Source organism: Pseudomonas sp. Kh14 (assembly GCF_900291005.1).
Classification (GTDB): domain Bacteria; phylum Pseudomonadota; class Gammaproteobacteria; order Pseudomonadales; family Pseudomonadaceae; genus Aquipseudomonas; species Aquipseudomonas alloputida.
In genome coordinates, this window is sequence record NZ_OLKJ01000015.1 from 139,350 (window position 1) to 159,528 (window position 20,179).

The window sequence follows — 20,179 nt, forward strand, 5'->3', positions numbered from 1 at the left end:
AAAGGGCCGCGGCAGGCTTATTCGGCTATCTGCAACTTGCGCGCCTGGGTATACACATACCGCACCTTTTCATACTCGAACGGCGAATTCAGCTGGCCGTAACGGAAGTTGGTGGTGTAGCGCTTGTCCACCACACGCAGGGCGAAGATTTCCGGATGATCGGTGCTGGCTTCGGCCACGTTCAGGTAGTTGACCGCCTGCTCTCCCGCATAGTCCACCACCAGCCCGGTGGTATCGCGCAGGTTCGATGGGCCTAGCACCGGCAGCATCAGGTACGGCCCATCCGGCACGCCATAGAAGCCCAGGGTCTGGCCAAAGTCCTCGCTCTGGCGCGGCAGGCCCATGCTGGTCGCTGGGTCCCACAGCCCACCCACGCCGATGATCGTGTTGAACATCAGTCGCGCGGTGATTTCTGCCGAGCGCTTGGCTTTGAGCTGCAACACGCTGTTGAACAGGTTCGGCACATCGCCAAGGTTGTTGAAGAAGTTGCTCACCCCCGTGCGCACGAACTTTGGGGTTACATACTGATAGCCACTCACCAGCGGCAGCAGCACCCATTGGTCCAATCGGTAGTTAAAGTGGTAGATGCGCCGGTTGATCGATTCCAGCGGGTCGTACACGTTCAGCGCCTGCAGGGTTGAGCGCTCGAACTCGCGCTGGTCCAGCCCCGGGTTGAATTTCAGCTCACGCAGCGGGTCGAGGAAGCCATCGGCTTCGGGCACCAGTGGCGCGGTGCCGATCACCTGCGGGTCGGCCTCGACCACACTGGCTCGGGGTGCGGTTTCGGCGGCCAGGGTGTGGCCAGCGGCAAGCAGGGCAGTGGCGAAGAGGAGTTTGTTAACCACGGAAGAACTCCAGCATGGCGTCACTGTTGACGCGGTAGTTGAGGTTGCCGCAATGGCCGCCATGGGGGTAGAGGGTCAGCCGTTCACCGAATACCTTGCGCAGGAAGCCAATGTCGCCCGGGCCGAGAATGACGTCGTCGGCGTTGTGCATCACGGCGATCTTGTCACTGCTGCGCAGGTAGTCTTCCAGGGCATACAGGCTGACCTGGTTGACCAACTGCAGGATGCTGTTGCCGTCGGTGCGGGCGCGCCACATCGGAATCACCTGTTCGGTCATGTAGCAGTCGAAGTCGCACTGCAGGGCGCGCTTGAAGAACGGCGTGAGGCTACTGCCTTCGGTGATCGGGAACCTCGGCGGAATGATCAGGCCACGGCGGTTGATCAGGTCGGACGTGAAGGCGATGTCGGCTGCCGAGAAGCGGAACGAAGTGCCGATCAGCATGGCCATCTGTTCGTTGGACAGGTGCTGGCGCGACTGCTGGAAGTCGTACAGCAGGGCGTCGTTCAGGTCGATGTAGCCCTTGTCCTGGAAGTAACGGGTGAGTTTTTCCAGCATCAGCTCGTAGAACGTGGTGCTGCGGTCGATGCCCTTGACCTGGGTCTGCACCAGCTTGTCGAGGTTGTTGATCGAGGTGTAGAGGTTGACCGGTGGGTTGAGCAGCAGTACACGCTTGAAGTTGAAGCTGCGGCGGGTTTCGTCCAGGTGGCTGACGAAGGCGGCGTCGAGCGCACCCAGGCTGTAACCGGTGAGGTAGAAATCACTGACCGGCAGGCGTGGGTGCTGGGCGCGCACGGCCTGCATCACCCGGTACATGTCTTCGGCGTCTTCCTGGCTGATGCCGGGGGTAGCAAAGCGCGAGGCTGCACTCATGAAGTCATAGCTGGTGGGCGATGACAGTTGCACCACGTGGAAGCCGGCCTGGTAGAACAGCTTTTTCAGGTATTCATTGATGCTGCTGCTGTAGGGCGCACCGGTGCCGGCGATGATGAAGATCAGCGGTGCTTCGCGATCCTGGCGGGCCAGGCGGTACTTGAGCTTCTTCACTGCCCAGAAGTTGTCGGGCAACGTGAACTCACGTTCCGGGCGCAAGTTCAGGCTGTAGTCGGACTGATTGATTTCATCGTCGCTGGGCAGCTCAGGGCGCTTGTCCGGCGGCGTTGTGGCGATGGTGGCCTCGAACGGGTTGGTAAGAGGGTAGCCATAGCTGGCAGCGTCGATATCCCGCGCTGAAGCGGCCACAGCCATGAGCAAGCTGCCGAGCAGGGCAGCGAGGCGCAAAGATCGAAGCATGTAATCCCCCAAAAGAACGCAAGGTCGAGCAGTGTGCAGGCTAGGACCACAGCCAGGCGGGCAAAGTTGCCCGCTGCGGTGGCATTTGGCGTACTCGCTATCTGCAACATAGCTGCCGGGGTGTGATTTTGCCTTAGAAACGGGCATAAGCGATCATGGATGCTTTCGATTACCGCTATTGGAGAACAGGATGTCTCGTTCGCTGCCGACGGCGCTGTTGCTGCTGTTCCTGGGGGGTTGGCTCGCGGCCAGTTATGGCGTGCGTTATGGTCTGATGGAGGATGGCCAGTGGGTAGGGCTGTGCGCAGTGCCGACCGCCTATTGGCAGTGCGAGGTGCGTTCGCTGCTGGGGTTGGGCATTCACCATCAGGTCATGGCCTGGGGCGGATTGGGCCTTGCGCTACTGGCCCAGTTCGTTTCCGCGCGTGCCGGCTGGTGGCTGGCAGTGTTGGCACTGGTGTTCGCAGTGCCGGCGCTGGTGCTGTACACCGCCAGCATTGCGGTGTTTGCGCTGGTACTGGCGGGGTTGCGCCTGGTCAGGCAACCCCCATTGTAAGCAGCTGCGCGTACCTTGTGGGAGCAACTGTCTTGCTCCCACAAGGTACGCGCCGGGCTCGAGGGATATGCAGTATCAAGCCTGTCGCATCCGTAAGCTTCGCCACAACGCCGCTGTCATCAGCACACTCACCACCGCCCAGCCCCAGGCCTGCTGGTTCTCCAGCCCTTCCACGAACAACTGCGGCGCCACCCCGGCGCCCACGATGAACGCCAGCAACGCCACCTCCGCCCGCCGCGCCCGCACCGGCCACAGCACATACACCAGCGCCGGCAACGCCAGCGCCGCGCTGGGGAAGTTGCGGTAGCGCGGGTCGAACACCATTGTCAGCATGCTCACCGCCGCAGCGAAGCCCGCCGCCAGCAACAGCCAGCCGGCTCGCACCTGCAGCCAGGCGAACAAGCGTTCACGCCAGCCGGCCCGCCGCGCCAGCGCCAACAACGCATGGGCCAGTACCAGCAGGTTAAGCCCGGCCAGCATCAGTGCCCACAACCATTCCCCGGCGAAGCGCGCATGGGTGCGCATCAACTCGCCCCACAGGCCCAGGCAAGCGGCGCCAAACGCTGCCAGCAGTGGCAGCAGCAAGGCGGCCATCGGTGTAGCGGGGCGCCCGGCCAGCACCAGCATGATCACCGTCAGCACGGCGCTGGCCAGCAACCACTGCGGCCAGTCATGCAGGTTGCTCACTGGCCCTTCGAGCACACCCTTGTCCTGCCGGTCCGCGTCGTATAGCCCCCAGTAACCACCCACCGCGCCCTCATTGGCGCGTTTCCAGGGCTGATCGAAGGCTTCGATCAGGTTGTATTGCCAGCCATTGCGCTCGGCCATGGCCACGAAGCCACGGATGAAGCGCGCCTCATTGACCCGGCTGGGCACCGCCGTTTCGCGTTGGCGGCCTTCGCTGGGCCAGCCGGTTTCGCCAATCAGTATGTCCTTGGGCGCGAAGCGTGTGCCGAACACCCGGCGCACATCGGCAACGTGGGCCAAGGCATCGTCGATGCCACGCGGATCGTCCTCCCAGTAGGGCAGCAGATGAATGGTCAGGAAGTCCACTGCCGAGGCCACCTGCGGGTGCTGCAGCCAGAACTCCCAGACATCGGCGTAGGTCACTGGCACCTTGACCTGGCGCTTCACCCGCGCGATCAATTTGGCCAGGTGGGCACCCGTCACCTCCTTGCGCAACAGTGTCTCATTGCCGACGATCACCGCGCTGACCACGTCCGGGTTGGCGTTGGCAGCAGCGATCAGCAGGTTGATTTCCTTCTCGGTGTCGGCCGGGTGGGCGTTCACCCAGGCGCCCAGCATCACCTTCAGCCCATGCTTGCGTGCCAGCGCCGGGATTGCCTCAAGACCGCTCATGGAATAGGTACGGATGCACTGAAACCGCTCGGCCAGTAACGCCAGGTCGGCGTCCATCCGCGCTGGGCGCAGGCGAAACGGCTGGTCGTAAGGCGACTGGTCTTTGTCAAACGGCGTGTACGAAGCGCATTGCAGCTTGTGTGCAGGGCTGGCCGCATCGGGCAGGTGCACAGGCTTGCCCAGCCCGTACCAGAGCGCCCCCAGCCCGAGCAGGGCCAGCAGGCAGGCAAGCAGGTACAACGGCAATAACAAGCGGCTACAACTGGGCATGTGGCGGTCCATCGTCTGGCACAAAAGGTTAGATAGTAGCCCGGCGCCAAACCTTTGGCATGCAAGGATCGCGCAGGCCGAGGTAGGCCGATGGCGCTAATGGCATAGTGCTGTCGCATATGGGGCGGGTGTAGGTCGCAGCTGGATCAGGTCGACTTGTGTTGCAGGAAGATGATGCAATCTCCAAGACCTGACGAGGGGATGCTTTGATGGCAACTTTGAAGAAAATGCGACGTTTCCTGGGTGTGGGCACCGCCCTGGTAATGGCCATGAGCACTGCACAGGCTATGGCCAAAGAAGTAAGCATTGGTTACGTGGATGGTTGGGCCGACAGCGTGGCGACCACCAACGTGGCCGCCGAAGTAATCAAGCAAAAACTCGGCTACGACGTGAAGTTGCAGGCCGTGGCCACGGGGATCATGTGGCAGGGTGTGGCAACTGGCAAGCTCGATGCCATGTTGTCGGCCTGGTTGCCGGTGACCCATGGTGAGTACTGGGCCAAGAACAAGGACAACGTGGTCGACTACGGCCCGAACTTCAAGGACGCCAAGATTGGCCTGATCGTCCCCGAGTACGTCAAGGCAGTGAGCATCGCCGACCTCAAGACCGATAACAGCTTCAAGGACAGGATTGTCGGCATTGACGCAGGCTCCGGTGTGATGCTCAAGACCGACCAGGCAATCAAGGACTATGGCCTGACCAGTTACAAGTTGCAGGCCAGCTCGGGTGCGGCGATGACTGCGGAACTGGGCCGTGCCTATGCCAAGCAGCAGTCGATTGCGGTGACCGGTTGGGTTCCGCACTGGATGTTCGCCAAGTGGAAGCTGAAGTTCCTCGAAGACCCGAAAGGCGTATATGGCGCGGCAGAAACCGTGAACAGCATCGGCAGCAAGGAACTGGCCACCAAGGCACCGGAAGTGGCGGAGTTCCTGAAGAAGTTCAACTGGCAGTCCAAGGACGAGATTGGCGAGGTGATGCTGGCGATCCAGGAAGGGGCCAAGCCTGAAGCGGCCGCCAAGGACTGGGTTGCCAAGCACCCTGATCGTGTGAAGGAGTGGACTGGCAAGTAATCACCTTCCAGGGCCAATAGGGTTTCTTCGCGGGTAAACCCGCTCCTACAGGAGCGGGTTTACCCGCGAACGGGTCATTACTTTGTTACGCAATCGGTAAAACACCGTTGCATCTAAGACTAAGGTCGTCTGGTTGGCGTCCATCGGCAGCATAAAGTAAGGGTGTGGGTTCCATCCCGTATCTGTGCTGCTAGGACAAAAACAATGAACGACAGCATTTACCTCTCGATACAAAACAGCCCCCGTTTCAAGGAGCTGGTGACCAAACGCGAACGGTTCGCCTGGATTCTCTCGGCGATCATGCTCGGCCTGTACTGCGCCTTCATCCTCCTGATCGCCTACGGTCCTCATGTGCTGGGCGCCAAGCTCAGTCCTGAGTCATCGATTACCTGGGGCATTCCCCTGGGCGTCGGCCTGATCGTTTCGGCATTCGTCCTGACCGCCATCTACGTGCGCCGCGCCAACGGCGAATTCGATGAGCTGAACAAGGAAATCCTGAAGGAGGCGCAACAATGATTCGCCAAATCAAAGCCTTGGCCGTACTGGCCTGCGGAGCCTTCGCACCCGCCGTGTGGGCCGCCGATGCCCTGACCGGCGAGGTGCAGAAACAACCGCTGAACGTTTCCGCCATCGCCATGTTCGTGGCCTTCGTCGCCTTCACCCTCGGCATCACCTACTGGGCCTCCAAACGCAACAAGTCGGCATCGGACTATTACGCTGCCGGCGGCAAGATCACCGGCTTCCAGAACGGCCTCGCGATTGCTGGCGACTACATGTCGGCCGCCTCGTTCCTGGGTATTTCCGCGCTGGTGTTCACCTCGGGTTACGACGGCCTGATCTACTCGATCGGCTTCCTGGTTGGCTGGCCGATCATTCTTTTCCTGATTGCCGAACGCTTGCGCAACCTGGGCAAGTACACCTTCGCCGACGTGGCCTCGTACCGCCTCGGGCAAAAGGAAATCCGCACCCTGTCGGCCTCCGGTTCGCTGGTGGTGGTGGCGTTCTACCTGATCGCGCAGATGGTCGGCGCCGGCAAGCTGATCGAGTTGCTGTTCGGCCTGGACTACCATGTGGCGGTGATCCTGGTGGGTATCCTGATGTGCATGTACGTGCTGTTCGGCGGCATGCTGGCCACCACCTGGGTACAGATCATCAAGGCTGTGCTGCTGCTGTCCGGTGCCAGTTTCATGGCGCTGATGGTCATGAAACACGTGGGCTTTGACTTCAACACGCTGTTCTCCGAAGCCATCAAGGTACACGCCAAGGGCGAGGCGATCATGAGCCCCGGCGGCCTGGTCAAGGACCCGATCTCGGCATTCTCCCTGGGCCTGGCACTGATGTTTGGTACTGCTGGCCTGCCGCACATCCTGATGCGCTTCTTCACCGTCAGTGACGCCAAGGAAGCGCGCAAGAGCGTGCTGTACGCCACCGGCTTCATCGGCTACTTCTACATCCTCACCTTCATCATTGGCTTTGGCGCGATCCTGCTGGTCAGCACCAACCCGGAATTCAAGGACGCCGCAGGCGCTCTGCTGGGCGGTAACAACATGGCCGCGGTGCACCTGGCCAATGCGGTGGGTGGCAGTGTGTTCCTCGGCTTCATCTCGGCGGTGGCCTTTGCCACCATCCTGGCAGTGGTGGCTGGCCTGACCCTGGCTGGTGCCTCGGCAGTGTCCCACGACCTGTACGCCAGCGTTTGGCGCAAGGGCAAAGCCAACGACAAGGACGAGATCCGCGTATCGAAGATCACCACTGTCGCCCTGGGTGTACTTGCGATCGGCCTGGGGATTCTGTTCGAGAAGCAGAACATCGCCTTCATGGTCGGCCTGGCGTTCTCCATTGCGGCCAGCTGCAACTTCCCGGTACTGCTGCTTTCGATGTACTGGAAGAAGCTGACCACCCGCGGCGCCATGATCGGCGGCTGGCTGGGCTTGGTGAGTGCGGTGACGCTGATGATCCTTGGCCCGACCATCTGGGTACAGATTCTCGGCCACGAGAAGCCCATCTACCCGTACGAGTACCCGGCGCTGTTCTCGATGGCCATTGCCTTCGTCAGCATCTGGTTCTTCTCGGTCACCGACAAGTCCAAGGCGGCTGAGGATGAGCGCGCGCTGTTCTTCCCACAGTTCGTGCGATCGCAGACTGGCCTGGGTGCCAGCGGGGCGGTTTCGCACTAACGTTTACGCGTTGCAATAAAAAACGCCCCGCCTGTCGGGGCGTTTTTTATTGCATGCAGTAAGTCAGAAATCCCCTACATACGCATTGATGTCCTGCTCGTACAGTTCCCTCATGTCGTAAGTGCTCTATAGATGCCGGCACATTTGGGGAATGTTCAATGAAGTTACGCTGTTTAATCACCTTCGCTCTCCTTGGCGTGGCGGGCACTGCCGGGGCGAAGGAAATACCGCAGGATATCAGTGTCCAGGCTGTCGTGTCGGTACCTGAATTTCAGGTGGCATCCGTTGGCAATTGGTGGGAAGACGTACTTCAGGCTGAATATGACCCGGACCGGGGCGTCTTCAAGCAAATTGAAAAAGAAGTGTTTGTAAAAAGCACCTACGGCCCGATTTACGCGAAAACAGACCGTTCGGAGTATCGGTTCACGCGGGTGGGCGGTGCGGTAGCGCCCCGTCGATACCACATCATGTTGAATCGCAAAAAAATGGGCACGGCGCCGGTTGAAATCGTCAGTGCTGCTGAAGCTGCTCAGGGAAAAAGCATTCAATTCAGGTTCTATCCGATGTCGGAATCGTCGTCGACTCGCATGCCTGGTACTTACACTACGCAAGCCACCTTGATGTTTGAAACAGGGGCGCCCTGATTCGCAATTTCATTCGGGTGCCCCAGGGTGTCCGCTATTTGATGTGCAACCGTTAAAGGAAGTTTGATGTGAAATCCTATGTATTGGCTGTCCCGTTCCTTGCATTGTTTGCCGGTGCCGCTGTCGCGTCCGCCCCTGAGCCGATCAGCCAGAATATTTCAGTGACGGCGGTCATTCCCGGGAATGATTTTTCAGTGGCACCCGTAGGGGACTGGCTGGAGAAAGGCGTGACGCTTGAATATGAGCCGGAGCGCGAAGACTTCAAGGCGGTCAGTGAAAAGTTCTCGGCGCAGAGTGATGTCGGTGCTATTCAGGCCCACCTGCTGCACACAGCAGCGCTGCAAGACCCACAAACCGACCAGCGGATTGATCTTGTCATCTCTGTTGGGGGTAAAAAGTTGGAGTTGACGCCCACGGAGGTCATGAGCGCGGAAGATGCTAAAGGCGGCAATGAACTTCCCATTACGTTTAGTGCCATAAAGCCCGACAATGGTTATTTGAAGGGTGAGTATACCGGGACAGTGAGCGTGTTGTTTGAAACTTCTTCCACCAGCCTTTGATTGAAGCAGAGTCGCCTGCCTCAACTTACTGGATGTCTACCAGTGTCGAGGCAGGTGTTGAAGTGGATTGAATCATGTTCCAGTTTGCTGCACCCGGCCGTGCACTCGCTGTCTGGCTGCTGGGTGCTGCCTGCCTTTTACCCCTCGAAGTGTTGGCCGAGCGCGCGTCCAGTGCCATTGACCTGAAGACATTCGGGCGTTTGCCAGAAGACTTCGAGGCGCACTTTTTCGATGTGCCGCTTGCCGTGCGAGTGGAGCTGGATCAGCGCTACCTCGGCGATGCCATGGTGGTGCTGAGCCGTGATAACCGTGTGCAGTTGCTGGCGTTTACCGACACTGAGCAGAGCGCAGAGCCGGCCACACTCAGGCAGTTATGGCAACAGCGCCTGGAGGGCGGGCGCATGCTGGGCGACTGCCTGCAAAACTGCCCGGACGGGTTGCAGGCTATCCATTACAGCCTGGCCAATTCCCAGTTGTCATTGCTGACGTCCAATGCCGAGAAGCTGGAGCAGGACACGCTCTTCCACCGCCTCCCGGAGCAGAGCGACGCTGGGTTGCTGCTGCGTAACCAGCTCAACCTGGTCAATGATGGTAATCAGACCACGGGCAGAATCGGCCTGCTCGGTCAGGGCAACCTGCATAACTGGACGACGCTTGCCGATGCACGCGTGGAACGCACCCCAGCTGAGCAAGGCGATATGCGTTACCGCATGAACCAGCTTTACGCGCAGAGCCTGCATGAAGCGCATTTCTTTCGGCTGGGTTACTTCTCCACTGACACACAAGGCCTGGTGCGCCAGCCAGCGCTGCTGGGGCGTCGCCCTGATAGCACGCTTGGCTTGATGCTGGGCAGCAGTGACAGCCTGCTGGTCGACAATGGCCAAGCCAGCGCCATCCCGGTCTACGTCACGCCGAACCGCCCGGGTATCGTCGAAATCTATCGCAATGGTTCGCTGATCAACAGTCAGCCGGTACAGCCGGGTTTGCAGGCGATCGACACGCGGATATTGCCCGGCGGCATCTACGATGTGGAGCTGCGTTTGCTCGAAGACGGCCTGGAGACCTCGCGCAGCGAAGTGTCCATCTACAAGCCCAGCCGGTGGCAGAACATGGATAACCGCTGGCGCTACAACCTGTACCTGGGCCAGCAGGTCGAGCTGCTGAGCAACTCGGATGGCAATCGTGAACAGAGCCCGGTGTTCGGTGCCCTTTCCAACTACCTGATGCATCCTTCTGCGGTGCTGGGGTTGTCAGTGCAACAGGTCGATGCTGACCTGCAGTTGGGTACCTCGCTGGACTGGGACGTGCATGAACGGTTCAAGCTTTACGCCAGCCTCAATCAGACCCAGGGCCTGGGCAACGGCGGCGATCTGCAGTTGACCTATACCCACCCTTGGGGCTCGTTGTTGCTGAGCCACAACCAGACCTGGCTGGAGCCTGGCAGTAGCGGTCGCGACGATACTTCACAGCGCCAGGTGCGCAGCCGCACCGCCTTTTCGATCAACCAGCGGGTAACCTCGCGCAGTTCAGCGACACTGCGCCTGGAACACAGTGCGGGCTCGGCAAGCGGCCTGGGTGCCGACCTGAGCTGGGCGTTCTACGGAAAACTGCGGGGGCATCAGAGCAGTGTTCGCCTTTCACTCTTCGACAGGCCTGGAACGCGCAGCAGCGCTGGTGTGCGGAGCCGCGGCGTTAACGTCGCTGTAAGCATGAAGCTTGAGCGCGATGGCAGGCAGCTTGGGGTCGATGTGGGTAGCCGTGCCTCGCGTGAGGGCGGTAATGACCCCTACGCTTCGCTGTGGTATCGGCAGAACGTCGACCTGGGCCCTGTGCACAGCCTGGGGGGCAGCGCGACGCTCGATGGCTATGGCACCAGCCTGGCGGCCAATGGGCGGTTCCACAGTCAGGAACTGCAGGGCGATGCATATGCACAGACGTCTTCCTTCAACAATAACCTCAGCGGTGGCCTCAACCTGGAAAGCACCCTGGCGCTGGGCGCGGGGAAGCTGGCCATGGGAGGCAGCAACCTGCCGCTCGAAGCCGGCTTGATCATCGATGTCGAAAGCGATCTGCACGGTGTGAAGCTACGCGCCAACGATGGCCAGGGCATGAGTGCAGTGCTGCACCCCGGGCGCAATATCGTGCCGGTGACGGCGTTCAAGTCTGGCCATGTGCGCTTCGACTTCGACACCAAGGACGTGCCGCCAGCACAGATCCAACCCCTCGCTGTGGACTATCACCTCAACCGCGGTGGGGTGGGGTATCACTCGGTGAAGGTCATGCGAACGGTGACTGTGTTTGGCCGGCTGCTCGACGGGCAAGGCCAGCCACTGCACGGCGCGCATGTGGTCAATGATGCCGGGCGCACGGTTGTCGAGGCGGATGGCTATTTCAACGTGGAAATGAGTGAGTCACGGCCCACCCTGGAAATTCGCCATGGCACGGCAGGCAACTGCCTTCTGACATTAACGCCGGACAACTTTGATCGCGAGGATGACCTGCTGATCGTGGGTGATCAGCGGTGTGTGCCCAGTGTGGGCTGAGCCGGCTTTCGGCATGACGCTGTAGAGGGCCCGATACCCGGGTCGATGGATTGGATGTTGAGTAAACAGAGGTTGAAGATGCACAGGTTCACATTTCACTTGTCACCCTTGTTGTTCGTTGCGCTGATGCTGCCGTGGTTTGCCCAGGCCGGGCCACAGCTGGATGTCGGCGCGCTCTATGACTACCTCGAGCCAGGCAAGGGCACTTATGCCAAACGCATCTACAACCGGGGGGACAGTACTGCGTTCGTCAAGGTCAGCGTGCTGGAGCTGGTCTACGACGGCCAGGCCGAACCCCGTGAGGTGGAAGTCGATGAGCTGCCCTTTGACCAGCGCAGCGTTGTTGCCAGCCCGGCGCGGATGATCATCCCGGCACGCGGCATGCAGGCCGTGCGGTTGCTGTATCGCGGTGAACGGAACCAGGAGCGTTACTACCGGCTGCGCTTCGTCCCGGTGGTGCCGGAACAGGATGACAGCTTTGCACTGGATGAAACGGAGCTTGATGCTTACCGCAAAGAACTCAGTGCCGGTGTGCAGTTTCTGGCCGGCTACGGCACCATTTTGATTACCAAGCCTGCTGCCACGCGGTACCAGACCTCGATTGAGCGCGCCGGGGGGAAATGGACCGTGCGCAACGAGGGCAATGCGACGGTGCTGCTCGACAACGTCGAGGCCTGTGTGCTGGTCGAGGACGAGTGTGATCCTCCGGCCAAGCACCATCTTCGCCCCGGGCGTACGCGCGAGTTCGTCGAGAAGCCCGGTGTTGAATATCGCTTCGAACTGGTGGAAGGCGATGCGCGCAAAGCCATGAACTTCAAGGCAGAGTGAGAGGTAGAGGCATGTTTCGCAAGTGTGCAATGCTGGTACTGCTGTCGGGCGTGTTGGGTTCGTCGTGGGCGCAAGCGGCCGACATTACGCTCAAGCTGCGTTACCGCGGCGAGACCCGGCAATTTGAAAACCTGACACCCCGGTCGTCACCTGTCTGTACTCAGTTGCCGCAGCTTTGTGGCGATCCGCTGCAGGATCTGCTGGATGTGGGGGTCGAATACTCGAAAACAGTCGATGGCGAAGGCACCGATGGCTTCTACCTCTCGGCCCCTGTCCAGCCAACTGCGCTAATGATGGTCCGTGACAAGACCGGCGAGCAAGTCAGCATGGACTTTGCCATTACCCACCTGGGCGGTGCGGTAACTTCGGACGATGGGGCACCTACGCTTACGGCGCGCACGGGCCTGGACTCGAGTGGTTGCCAGGTTGCGTTGGCGAGCGCGGCGCATCGCCTGTTTCTGTGGTCGCCAGCCAGCAACGGGTGCTGGGCCAACCTCAACGCGGCAAATGCGAGCACTTACCATGTGAGTCACCTTACGCTGGGCTACAGGCTGAAGACGCCTTTGCCGGCGAGCTTGAAGTCGGGCGTGTACCGCGGGCGCGTGGTCTATTCGATAGGCCCCGACAGGGATATTGGCCTGGGTTCGAGCAGAACGGTCGCCGGGCTCACGGCCGATTCAGTGGCGATCAACGTCGAACTGGAGGTGGTGCATGACCTTGAGGTGCGTTTTGAGCCGGGTTCCGAGCAGGTGATACTGGTGCCGCAGCAAACGCACGGGCATGGTAGCCGAGGGCGGGGTGTGGCAGAGAAACTGGAAAAAGACGTGGGCTTCAGCCTGACTGCCAGTGGGCCATTCAACGTCTGGGCGCTGTGCAGCACCGGGCTGGATAGCACGTGCAATCTACGGTCGGCCAAAGGCCATGGCATACCGCTGCACCTGGCCATGACCTTGCCTGGGGTTTCCTACAATGGCCGTACGCTCTATCGTCAGGCAATGTCCTTTGGCGGAGTTGAGAACGCCATGAGCCTTCAAGTCCCGCCAGAGGGTGTGACCGGCAGCCAAGGGCAGTTGCATTTTCATGTGTACCCTCGCGGCCACACCCGGGATCAGGACATGTTGCCTGGTATCGAGTATCAGGCCGTCGTGACAATGGTGTTCGACGCGAACCTGTAGAATGGCAACCGGGTGTTGCGACCCGCTTGCCATTCACCTCACGTGACTGTTTTAAGTGGCTATCCGCAGCGCGTCATATCATCCCAAGCAACAGTAATACCAACAGAATCACCAACACCACGCCGATTATGCCGGAAGGGCCATAGCCCCAGCTGCGCGAGTGGGGGAAGACCGGTAAGCCACCGATCAGCAGCAGAATCAGGATGATGATAAGGATCGTGGTCATGTCAAAGTCCTTGCGTGATTAGGGGGCAAGAGCCTGAGAATGCTGGCCTCTCGATAATTCGGACCGGTGCGGGTTGGTAAAGATTCCATCCCCGTGCAGCCGTCTACCCAATCATGCCCGCCCATTCACTGCCCTGATGAATCCTCCCGGATGGCGACGCCTTGATTAGACTCACCGGACTCCCTGTCAAAACAAGGCCTGCGACCATGCAAAAACGCATCATGATCACCGGCGCCGGGTCTGGCCTCGGCCGCGAGATCGCCCTGCGCTGGGCCCGTGAGGGCTGGCGCCTGGCATTGGCCGATGTCAACGAAACCGGCCTGCGCGAAACGCTGGAGCAGGTTCGCCAGGCCGGTGGCGACGGCTTCGTCCAGCGCTGCGATGTGCGCGACTATAGTCAGCTGACGGCCCTTGCCCAGGCCTGCGAAGAGAAGTTCGGAGGGGTCGATGTGATCGTCAACAACGCCGGCGTCGCTTCGGGTGGGTTCTTCGCCGAACTGACGCTGGAAGACTGGGACTGGCAGATCGCGGTCAACCTGATGGGCGTGGTCAAGGGCTGCAAGGCCTTCTTGCCGCTGCTGGAGCGCAGCAAGGGGCGCATTATCAACGTCGCCTCGATGGCCGCGCTGATGCAGGGCCCGGGCATGAGCAACTACAACGTGGCCAAGGCCGGTGTGCTGGCCTTGTCGGAAAGCCTGCTGGTGGAGTTGCGCCAGGTGGAGGTGGCGGTGCACGTGGTGTGCCCGTCGTTCTTCCAGACCAACCTGCTGGACTCGTTCCGCGGGCCGAACCCGGCGATGAAGGCGCAGGTGGGCAAGCTGCTCGAAGGTTCGCCGATCAGTGCGGCGGACATTGCCGACTATATCCATCAGCAGGTCGCTGCAGGCGAGTTCCTCATCCTGCCCCATGAGGCAGGGCGCCAGGCCTGGCAACTGAAACGCCAGGCCCCTGAGCGGCTGTATGACGAGATGGCCGACATGGCGGTGAAAATGCGGGCAAAAGCCCCGTCGCGATGATTGGTCTGTAGGGGAAGTTACTCAAAAGTGTAAGGGCTTTCTGAATCACAGTGGAGCTATTGAGTAGCTGAATACCTACGGGGCAGGCTCCGGTTTTCCCTTTCGCAGGAGGATCGGAACATGCTGGTAATTGGGCGCGAAGTTGGGGAAGTCATCATGATTGGCGATGACATCCGGATCGTCGTGGTGGAGACCCGGGACGGCGTGGTGCGCTTTGGTGTGGATGCTCCGCGTCAGGTGCCGGTGCATCGAGCCGAAGTTCACAAGCGCATCAAGGCGTCCAAGCAGAGCAAGGCCTGAAGAGGCCTGACCTGCTATTCGAGCAGCTCGCGGGGCACATCATGCTTGGCCAGTAACTGGCATTGCTGGCTTTCCAGGTCGAACAGGATGAAAGCCTGGCCTTTGGCCAATGCCTGGCGTACCCGCAGCACGCGGGTTTCCAGCGGGGTGTCGTCGCCGTTGTCAGTGCCGTCGCGGGTGACGAAGTCCTCGATCAGGCGGGTCAGGGTTTCGGCTTGCAATTGGTCGTAGGGGATCAGCATGGTCGGGCGGTGTCTGAAATAGGTATGGGCATGCTACGCGAAACATTCGAGGTGTTGGGGCCGCTTTGCAGCCCCAAGTGCGTTTAGCCTTTGTTTCCGACCAGGCTGTCCACGGCCGGTACCCGCGTGTCGCTCTCCATCTGCGCATCATGCTCCAGCTGGTGGCTGAAGCGCTCAAGCGATGCATTGGCCGGCTGCGAGTCGCTGGCAAACACTGGCGGGCTCAGCAGGTAGGCTGACAACAACCTGCTCAGCGCTGCCAGGCTGTCGATATGGGTGCGCTCGTAACCATGGGTGGCATCGCAACCAAAGGCCACCAGCGCGGTACGAATATCGTGCCCGGCAGTCACCGCCGAATGGGCATCGCTGAAGTAATAGCGGAACAGGTCGCGCCGCACCGGCAGGTCATGGTCGCCGGCCAGTTTCAGCAGGTGCCGGGACAGGTGGTAGTCGTAAGGCCCCGACGAGTCCTGCATGGCCACACTGACCGCATGCTCGCTGGAAGCCTGCCCAGGCGCCACCGGGGCGATGTCGATGCCGACGAACTCGCTGACGTCCCAGGGCAGGGCGCCGGCTGCACCCGAGCCGGTCTCCTCGGTGATGGTGAACAGCGGGTGGCAGTCGATCAGCGGCTGGCGACCGCTTTCCACCACAGCCTTCAGTGCCGCCAGCAATGCCGCTACGCCAGCCTTGTCGTCCAGGTGACGGGCGCTGATGTGGCCGCTTTCGGTGAACTCGGGCAAGGGGTCGAAGGCCACGAAATCACCAATGCTCACGCCCAGTGCCTCACAGTCGGCGCGCGTGGCACAGTAGGCATCCAGGCGCACTTCCACGTGGTCCCAGCTGATCGGCATCTGGTCGATCGCCGTGTTGAAGGCATGCCCGCTGGCCATCAGCGGCAGCACGCTGCCACGGAATACCCCGGTATCGGTAAACACGCTAACCCGGCTGCCCTCGGCAAAACGGCTGGACCAGCAGCCGACGGGCGCCAGGGCCAGGCGGCCATTGTCCTGCAACTGACGCACGCTGGCGCCGATGGTATCCAGGTGGGCAGAAACGGCGCGGTCGGGGGTGGCCTGCCGGCCTTTGAGGGTGGCGCGAATGGTGCCGCGGCGGGTCAGCTCGAAGGGGATGCCCAGTTCGTCAAGGCGTTCGGCCACGTAGCGCACGATGGTGTCGGTGAAGCCGGTGGGGCTGGGGATTGCGAGCATTTCCAGCAGCACGCGTTTGAGGTAGTCGAGATCGGGTTCGGGGTATTGCTCGGACATGGTTGGGGACTCCTTTAATCCTGTGCCGGCCTCTTCGCGGGTGAACCCGCTCCTACAGGTACAGCGCTGCCTTCGCGGGTGAACCCGCTCCTACAGGTACAACGCAACCTTCAAGGGCGGTGATATCCCTGTGGGAGCGGGCTTGCCCGCGAAGAGGCCGGCACGGGTTTACGCCAAAGGCCGGCTATGGGGAAACAGCAGGTCAATAAAACGCTCGGCCGTGGGCTGCGGTTCATGGTTGGCCAGGCCAGCACGTTCGTTGGCCTCGATGATCACGTACTCCGGCTGCCCGGCATCGCGCACCATGAAGTCCAGCCCAACCACCGGAATTTCCAGTGCCCGTGCCGCCCGCACGGCAGCATCGGCCAGCACCGGGTGCAGGCGTTCGGTGACGTCTTCCAAGGTGCCGCCGGTGTGCAGGTTGGCCGTGCGCCGCACGGCCAGGCGCTGGCCGGCCGGCAACACGTCGTCATAGCCAACGCCCGCTGCGCGCAAGGTGCGCTCGGTTTCGTCGTCCAGCGGAATGCGGCTTTCGCCACCGGTGGCGGCCTGGCGGCGACGGCTCTGGGCTTCGATCAACTGGCGCACGCTGTGCTTACCGTCGCCCAGCACCTGCGCCGGATGGCGAATGGCGGCGGCCACCACTTCGTAGCCGATCACCACGATGCGCAGGTCGAACCCGGCATGAAAGCTTTCCAGCAGCACGCGGCTGTCGAACTGGCGGGCATGCGCCACGGCACGGGTGATGTCGTCGATGCAGGTCAGGTTCACCGCCACGCCCTGGCCTTGCTCGCCATCGACCGGCTTGACCACCACCGCGCCATGCTCTTCGAGAAACGCCAGGTTGTCATCGGCATTGCCCGCCAGCTGTTGCGCGGGCACCTGCAGTCCGGCGTTGTGCAGCGCGTGCTGGGTCAGGCGTTTGTCCTGGCACAGGGTCATGGTCACGGCACTGGTCAGGTCGCTGAGCGATTCCCGGCAGCGAATGCGCCGCCCGCCCAGGCTCAGGGTGAACAGGCCGCCAGCGGCGTCGTCCACCTGCACTTCGATGCCCCGGCGCAGGGCCTCGTCGACGATGATGCGAGCGTAGGGGTTGAGGTCGGCTTGCGGGCCAGGCCCGAGGAACAGTTGCTCGTTGATACCGTTCTTGCGCTTGACTGCGAAGGTGGGCAGGTTGCGAAAACCCAGTTTCTGGTACAGGCGCTTGGCCTGGCGGTTGTCGTGCAGCACTGACAGGTCCAGGTAGGCCAGGCCACGGCTCATGAAGTGTTCGATCAGGTGGCGCACCAGCACTTCACCCACGCCGGGGCGTGTGCAGTGCGGGTCCACCGCCAGGCACCACAGGCTGCTGCCATGCTCGGGGTCATCGAACGCCTTGGTGTGGTTCAGGCCCATGACGCTGCCGATAATCGCGCCGCTGTCTTCGTCTTCCGCCAGCCAGTACACCGGGCCACCCAGGTGCCGGGGGGTAAGCAGCTCGGCGTCGACGGGGAGCATCCCGCGCGCCTGGTACAGCGTGTTGATCGCCTGCCAGTCGGCGGGGTTCTGTGCCCGGCGCACGCGGAAGCCGCGAAATACCCGCTGCGCCGGGCGGTAGTCGGTGAACCACAGGCGCAGGGTGTCGGACGGGTCGAGGAACAGCTGCTGGGGGGCCTGGGCCAGCACCTGCTGCGGTGCGGCCACGTACAGGGCGATATCGCGTTCGCCCGGGTGCTCGTCCAGCAGATCCTCGGCCAGGGAAGCCGGGTCGGGGTAGGTGTGGCCTATCAGCAGCCGGCCCCAGCCGCAGTGCACGGCACGCGGTTGGTCGTGAGGCTGGCTGCCGTCGCCGGCCAGGCGCGCTTGCAGGCGCTCGTAGGACGGCGCCTGGCCGCGCAGCAGGCGCTGACCATAAGCGATTTCATGGGCTTTCATCGGTCAGATTCCTTGTTCGCTCAGCCACAGGTTAAGCGCCGCCAGTTGCCATAGCTTGGAACCGCGCAATGGCGTCAGCTGGCCGTGTGGGTTGCTCAGCAGGCGGTCGAGCATGGCCGGGTTGAACAACCCTCGGTCCTGGCTGGAGTCGGTCAACAGTTCGCGTACCCAGCCCAACGTGGCACCTTCCAGATGCTTCAGGCCCGGTACCGGGAAGTAACCCTTCTTGCGGTCGATCACCTCATGCGGGATCACCCGTCGCGCTGCCTGCTTGAGCACCTGCTTGCCGCCATCGGGCAGCTTGAAGCGCGCCGGGATGCGCGCCGACAGCTCCACCAGGCGGTAGTCGAGGAAAGGCGTACGTGCCTCCAGGCCCCAGGCCATGGTCATGTTGTCCACTCGCTTGACCGGGTCATCGACCAGCATCACGGTGCTGTCCAGGCGCAGGGCCTTGTCCACGGCAGCCGGTGCGCCGGGGCGCGCGAAGTGTTCGCGCACGAAGTCGCCGGCAGCGTCGGTTTCCAGCAGCCAGGGGGCCTGTACGGTGTCGCGGTATTCGGCGTGGCTGCGGTCGAAGAAGGCGTCACGGTAGGCCGCATAGGCATCGTCGGCGCCGTCCACCTGCGGGTACCAGTGGTAACCGGCGAACAGCTCATCGGCACCCTGGCCGCTCTGTACGCCTTTGCAGTGCTTGGCCACTTCCCGCGACAGCAGGTAGAAGGCGATGCAGTCGTGGCTGACCATCGGTTCGCTCATGGCGCGGAAGGCGGCCGGCAGTTGGTCGATAATTTCGTGTTCGGCGATGCGCAACTGGTGGTGACGGGTGCCGTAGTGTTTGGCGATCAGGTCCGAATACTGGAACTCGTCGCCGCGCTCGCCGCCGGCATCTTCAAAGCCAATGGAGAAGGTCGACAGGTCGTCAACGCCCACTTCGCGCAGCAAGCCGACCAGCAGGCTGGAGTCGACGCCGCCGGACAGCAACACACCCACATCGACGGCTGCCCGTTGGCGGATTGCTACGGCGTCGCGGGTGGCGTCGAGCACGCGGGTGGTCCAGCCTTCCAGGTCCAGTTCACGCTCGTCGGGGTGGGGGCCGTAGTGCAGTTGCCACCAGACCTGGCGTTCCACTTCGCCATGCCGGTCGATGCGCATCCAGGTGCCAGGCTCCAGCTTCTGCACGTTGGCCAGCAGAGTGCGCGGTGCCGGTACCACGGCGTGGAAGTTCAGGTAGTGGTTGAGGGCCACCGGGTCGAGCATCGGGTCGATGTCACCGCCCTTGAGCAGTGCCGGCAGGGTCGAAGCAAAGCGCAGGCGCTCGCCGTTGCGCGATAGGTACAGGGGTTTGACGCCCAGGCGGTCGCGGGCCAGGAACAGGCGCTGGTTGTCGCGCTCCCAGATGGCCAGGGCAAACATGCCGTTGAGCTTGGGCAGCAGCGCCGCGCCCCAGGCGTGGTAGCCCTTGAGCAGCACCTCGGTGTCGCCGTCGGACCAGAAGCTGTAGCCCAGCGCCTGCAATTCCTCGCGCAGTTCGGGGAAGTTGTAGATGGCACCGTTGAAGGCCAGTGACAGGCCCAGCGTATTGTCGACCATCGGCTGCGCCGAGCCGTCGGACAGGTCCATGATCTTCAGGCGACGGTGGCCCAGGGCGATCGGGCCCTGGCTATGGAAGCCCCAGGCATCCGGGCCTCGCGGGGCCAGGTGATGGGTAATGCGCTCTACCGCAGCCAGGTCGGCTGGGCGAGGGGCTTGGTCGATGGGGGTGAAACGTAACTCTCCTGCTAATCCGCACATAAGTCCTTACCGGTTTTTCCGTTGGGGAGGTGATGCCCCGGATTAGGGCACCTTAAGGAACTGACCTATGTGCTTTTCGAGAGTTTTAGAATGTTTGGTTATAT

19 protein-coding genes are annotated in these 20,179 nt (G+C 61.8%); 11 read left to right on the top strand and 8 right to left on the bottom strand.

Annotated elements, in window-relative coordinates; translation table 11 throughout:
- Nucleotides 1-17 precede the first annotated feature (17 nt).
- Both FQ668_RS07870 and FQ668_RS07875 read right to left on the bottom strand, forming a co-directional pair.
- Entirely contained in the window at nt 18-845 is an 828-nt protein-coding gene (locus FQ668_RS07870) for a VacJ family lipoprotein (protein WP_014592052.1), read from the bottom strand.
- Entirely contained in the window at nt 838-2,136 is a 1,299-nt protein-coding gene (locus FQ668_RS07875) for a serine protein kinase PrkA (RefSeq protein ID WP_014592051.1), read from the bottom strand. Before FQ668_RS07875 ends, FQ668_RS07870 begins: the two co-directional genes overlap by 8 nt.
- A gap of 190 nt (nt 2,137-2,326) precedes the next feature.
- Here FQ668_RS07875 and FQ668_RS07880 point away from each other — a divergent pair, with 190 nt between their 5' ends.
- Nucleotides 2,327-2,692: a hypothetical protein gene (locus FQ668_RS07880; RefSeq protein WP_014592050.1), complete on the top strand. Its 366-nt coding sequence runs from the start codon at nt 2,327-2,329 to the stop codon at nt 2,690-2,692.
- A 75-nt stretch (nt 2,693-2,767) separates the two neighbouring features.
- Here FQ668_RS07880 and FQ668_RS07885 read toward each other — a convergent pair whose 3' ends face one another.
- Entirely contained in the window at nt 2,768-4,333 is a 1,566-nt protein-coding gene (locus FQ668_RS07885) for a beta-1,6-glucan synthase (protein ID WP_019437026.1), read from the bottom strand.
- A gap of 197 nt (nt 4,334-4,530) precedes the next feature.
- Between FQ668_RS07885 and FQ668_RS07890 the strand changes: the two genes are divergently transcribed.
- From FQ668_RS07890 to FQ668_RS07925, 8 genes are all read left to right on the top strand, one after another.
- A complete protein-coding gene (locus tag FQ668_RS07890) occupies nt 4,531-5,391 on the top strand; it encodes a glycine betaine ABC transporter substrate-binding protein (RefSeq protein WP_014592048.1) in 861 nt (286 codons plus the stop codon).
- Nucleotides 5,392-5,595: 204 nt separating this feature from the next.
- Nucleotides 5,596-5,907: a DUF485 domain-containing protein gene (locus FQ668_RS07895; RefSeq protein ID WP_010952786.1), complete on the top strand. Its 312-nt coding sequence runs from the start codon at nt 5,596-5,598 to the stop codon at nt 5,905-5,907.
- Nucleotides 5,904-7,568, top strand: coding sequence for a cation acetate symporter (locus tag FQ668_RS07900; protein ID WP_144179960.1), 1,665 nt, complete (start codon nt 5,904-5,906; stop codon nt 7,566-7,568). Before FQ668_RS07895 ends, FQ668_RS07900 begins: the two co-directional genes overlap by 4 nt.
- Before the next feature lie 158 nt (nt 7,569-7,726).
- Nucleotides 7,727-8,212, top strand: a complete 486-nt coding sequence (locus FQ668_RS07905; protein WP_019437317.1) for a hypothetical protein — start codon at nt 7,727-7,729, stop codon at nt 8,210-8,212.
- A gap of 68 nt (nt 8,213-8,280) precedes the next feature.
- Nucleotides 8,281-8,772 carry a CS1 type fimbrial major subunit gene (locus FQ668_RS07910; protein WP_019437318.1) on the top strand — a complete coding sequence of 164 codons (492 nt, stop codon included), beginning with the start codon at nt 8,281-8,283 and terminating at the stop codon, nt 8,770-8,772.
- A gap of 74 nt (nt 8,773-8,846) precedes the next feature.
- Nucleotides 8,847-11,315: a CS1-pili formation C-terminal domain-containing protein gene (locus FQ668_RS07915; RefSeq protein WP_144179964.1), complete on the top strand. Its 2,469-nt coding sequence runs from the start codon at nt 8,847-8,849 to the stop codon at nt 11,313-11,315.
- A 54-nt stretch (nt 11,316-11,369) separates the two neighbouring features.
- A complete protein-coding gene (locus FQ668_RS07920; protein ID WP_014592043.1) occupies nt 11,370-12,143 on the top strand; it encodes a hypothetical protein in 774 nt (257 codons plus the stop codon).
- An 11-nt stretch (nt 12,144-12,154) separates the two neighbouring features.
- Complete coding sequence (locus FQ668_RS07925; RefSeq protein WP_070384220.1) at nt 12,155-13,318, top strand: hypothetical protein; 1,164 nt, start codon at nt 12,155-12,157, stop codon at nt 13,316-13,318.
- A 73-nt stretch (nt 13,319-13,391) separates the two neighbouring features.
- Here FQ668_RS07925 and FQ668_RS07930 read toward each other — a convergent pair whose 3' ends face one another.
- Nucleotides 13,392-13,544 carry a DUF3309 family protein gene (locus FQ668_RS07930; RefSeq protein WP_003252624.1) on the bottom strand — a complete coding sequence of 51 codons (153 nt, stop codon included), beginning with the start codon at nt 13,542-13,544 and terminating at the stop codon, nt 13,392-13,394.
- Nucleotides 13,545-13,750: 206 nt separating this feature from the next.
- Between FQ668_RS07930 and FQ668_RS07935 the strand changes: the two genes are divergently transcribed.
- Both FQ668_RS07935 and csrA read left to right on the top strand, forming a co-directional pair.
- Nucleotides 13,751-14,560: an SDR family oxidoreductase gene (locus FQ668_RS07935; protein ID WP_014592041.1), complete on the top strand. Its 810-nt coding sequence runs from the start codon at nt 13,751-13,753 to the stop codon at nt 14,558-14,560.
- Nucleotides 14,561-14,680: 120 nt separating this feature from the next.
- Nucleotides 14,681-14,860 carry a carbon storage regulator CsrA gene (csrA, locus tag FQ668_RS07940; RefSeq protein ID WP_014592040.1) on the top strand — a complete coding sequence of 60 codons (180 nt, stop codon included), beginning with the start codon at nt 14,681-14,683 and terminating at the stop codon, nt 14,858-14,860.
- Between the two features lie 14 nt (nt 14,861-14,874).
- Here the strand turns inward: csrA and FQ668_RS07945 are convergent, their stop codons facing one another.
- The 4 genes from FQ668_RS07945 to FQ668_RS07960 all read right to left on the bottom strand — a co-directional run bounded on the left by FQ668_RS07945 (nt 14,875) and on the right by FQ668_RS07960 (nt 20,075).
- Complete coding sequence (locus FQ668_RS07945) at nt 14,875-15,102, bottom strand: YheU family protein (RefSeq protein WP_004575803.1); 228 nt, start codon at nt 15,100-15,102, stop codon at nt 14,875-14,877.
- An 83-nt stretch (nt 15,103-15,185) separates the two neighbouring features.
- Nucleotides 15,186-16,370, bottom strand: coding sequence for an osmoprotectant NAGGN system M42 family peptidase (locus FQ668_RS07950; RefSeq protein WP_019437322.1), 1,185 nt, complete (start codon nt 16,368-16,370; stop codon nt 15,186-15,188).
- Nucleotides 16,371-16,538: 168 nt separating this feature from the next.
- Nucleotides 16,539-18,284: an N-acetylglutaminylglutamine synthetase gene (ngg, locus tag FQ668_RS07955; protein WP_003252632.1), complete on the bottom strand. Its 1,746-nt coding sequence runs from the start codon at nt 18,282-18,284 to the stop codon at nt 16,539-16,541.
- Nucleotides 18,285-18,287: 3 nt separating this feature from the next.
- Nucleotides 18,288-20,075: an N-acetylglutaminylglutamine amidotransferase gene (locus FQ668_RS07960; protein WP_019437323.1), complete on the bottom strand. Its 1,788-nt coding sequence runs from the start codon at nt 20,073-20,075 to the stop codon at nt 18,288-18,290.
- Nucleotides 20,076-20,179: the final 104 nt, after the last annotated feature.

What these genes read in the sequence shown, in the direction of transcription:
- FQ668_RS07875 (WP_014592051.1), bottom strand. Translation starts at nt 2,136, where the DNA reads ATGCTTCGATCTTTGCGCCTCGCTGCCCTGCTCGGCAGCTTGCTCATG.
- FQ668_RS07880 (WP_014592050.1), top strand. Translation starts at nt 2,327, where the DNA reads ATGTCTCGTTCGCTGCCGACGGCGCTGTTGCTGCTGTTCCTGGGGGGT.
- FQ668_RS07885 (WP_019437026.1), bottom strand. Translation starts at nt 4,333, where the DNA reads ATGGACCGCCACATGCCCAGTTGTAGCCGCTTGTTATTGCCGTTGTAC.
- FQ668_RS07890 (WP_014592048.1), top strand. Translation starts at nt 4,531, where the DNA reads ATGGCAACTTTGAAGAAAATGCGACGTTTCCTGGGTGTGGGCACCGCC.
- FQ668_RS07895 (WP_010952786.1), top strand. Translation starts at nt 5,596, where the DNA reads ATGAACGACAGCATTTACCTCTCGATACAAAACAGCCCCCGTTTCAAG.
- FQ668_RS07900 (WP_144179960.1), top strand. Translation starts at nt 5,904, where the DNA reads ATGATTCGCCAAATCAAAGCCTTGGCCGTACTGGCCTGCGGAGCCTTC.
- FQ668_RS07905 (WP_019437317.1), top strand. Translation starts at nt 7,727, where the DNA reads ATGAAGTTACGCTGTTTAATCACCTTCGCTCTCCTTGGCGTGGCGGGC.
- FQ668_RS07915 (WP_144179964.1), top strand. Translation starts at nt 8,847, where the DNA reads ATGTTCCAGTTTGCTGCACCCGGCCGTGCACTCGCTGTCTGGCTGCTG.
- FQ668_RS07920 (WP_014592043.1), top strand. Translation starts at nt 11,370, where the DNA reads ATGTTGAGTAAACAGAGGTTGAAGATGCACAGGTTCACATTTCACTTG.
- FQ668_RS07925 (WP_070384220.1), top strand. Translation starts at nt 12,155, where the DNA reads ATGTTTCGCAAGTGTGCAATGCTGGTACTGCTGTCGGGCGTGTTGGGT.
- FQ668_RS07930 (WP_003252624.1), bottom strand. Translation starts at nt 13,544, where the DNA reads ATGACCACGATCCTTATCATCATCCTGATTCTGCTGCTGATCGGTGGC.
- FQ668_RS07935 (WP_014592041.1), top strand. Translation starts at nt 13,751, where the DNA reads ATGCAAAAACGCATCATGATCACCGGCGCCGGGTCTGGCCTCGGCCGC.
- csrA (WP_014592040.1), top strand. Translation starts at nt 14,681, where the DNA reads ATGCTGGTAATTGGGCGCGAAGTTGGGGAAGTCATCATGATTGGCGAT.
- FQ668_RS07945 (WP_004575803.1), bottom strand. Translation starts at nt 15,102, where the DNA reads ATGCTGATCCCCTACGACCAATTGCAAGCCGAAACCCTGACCCGCCTG.
- FQ668_RS07950 (WP_019437322.1), bottom strand. Translation starts at nt 16,370, where the DNA reads ATGTCCGAGCAATACCCCGAACCCGATCTCGACTACCTCAAACGCGTG.
- ngg (WP_003252632.1), bottom strand. Translation starts at nt 18,284, where the DNA reads ATGAAAGCCCATGAAATCGCTTATGGTCAGCGCCTGCTGCGCGGCCAG.
- FQ668_RS07960 (WP_019437323.1), bottom strand. Translation starts at nt 20,075, where the DNA reads ATGTGCGGATTAGCAGGAGAGTTACGTTTCACCCCCATCGACCAAGCC.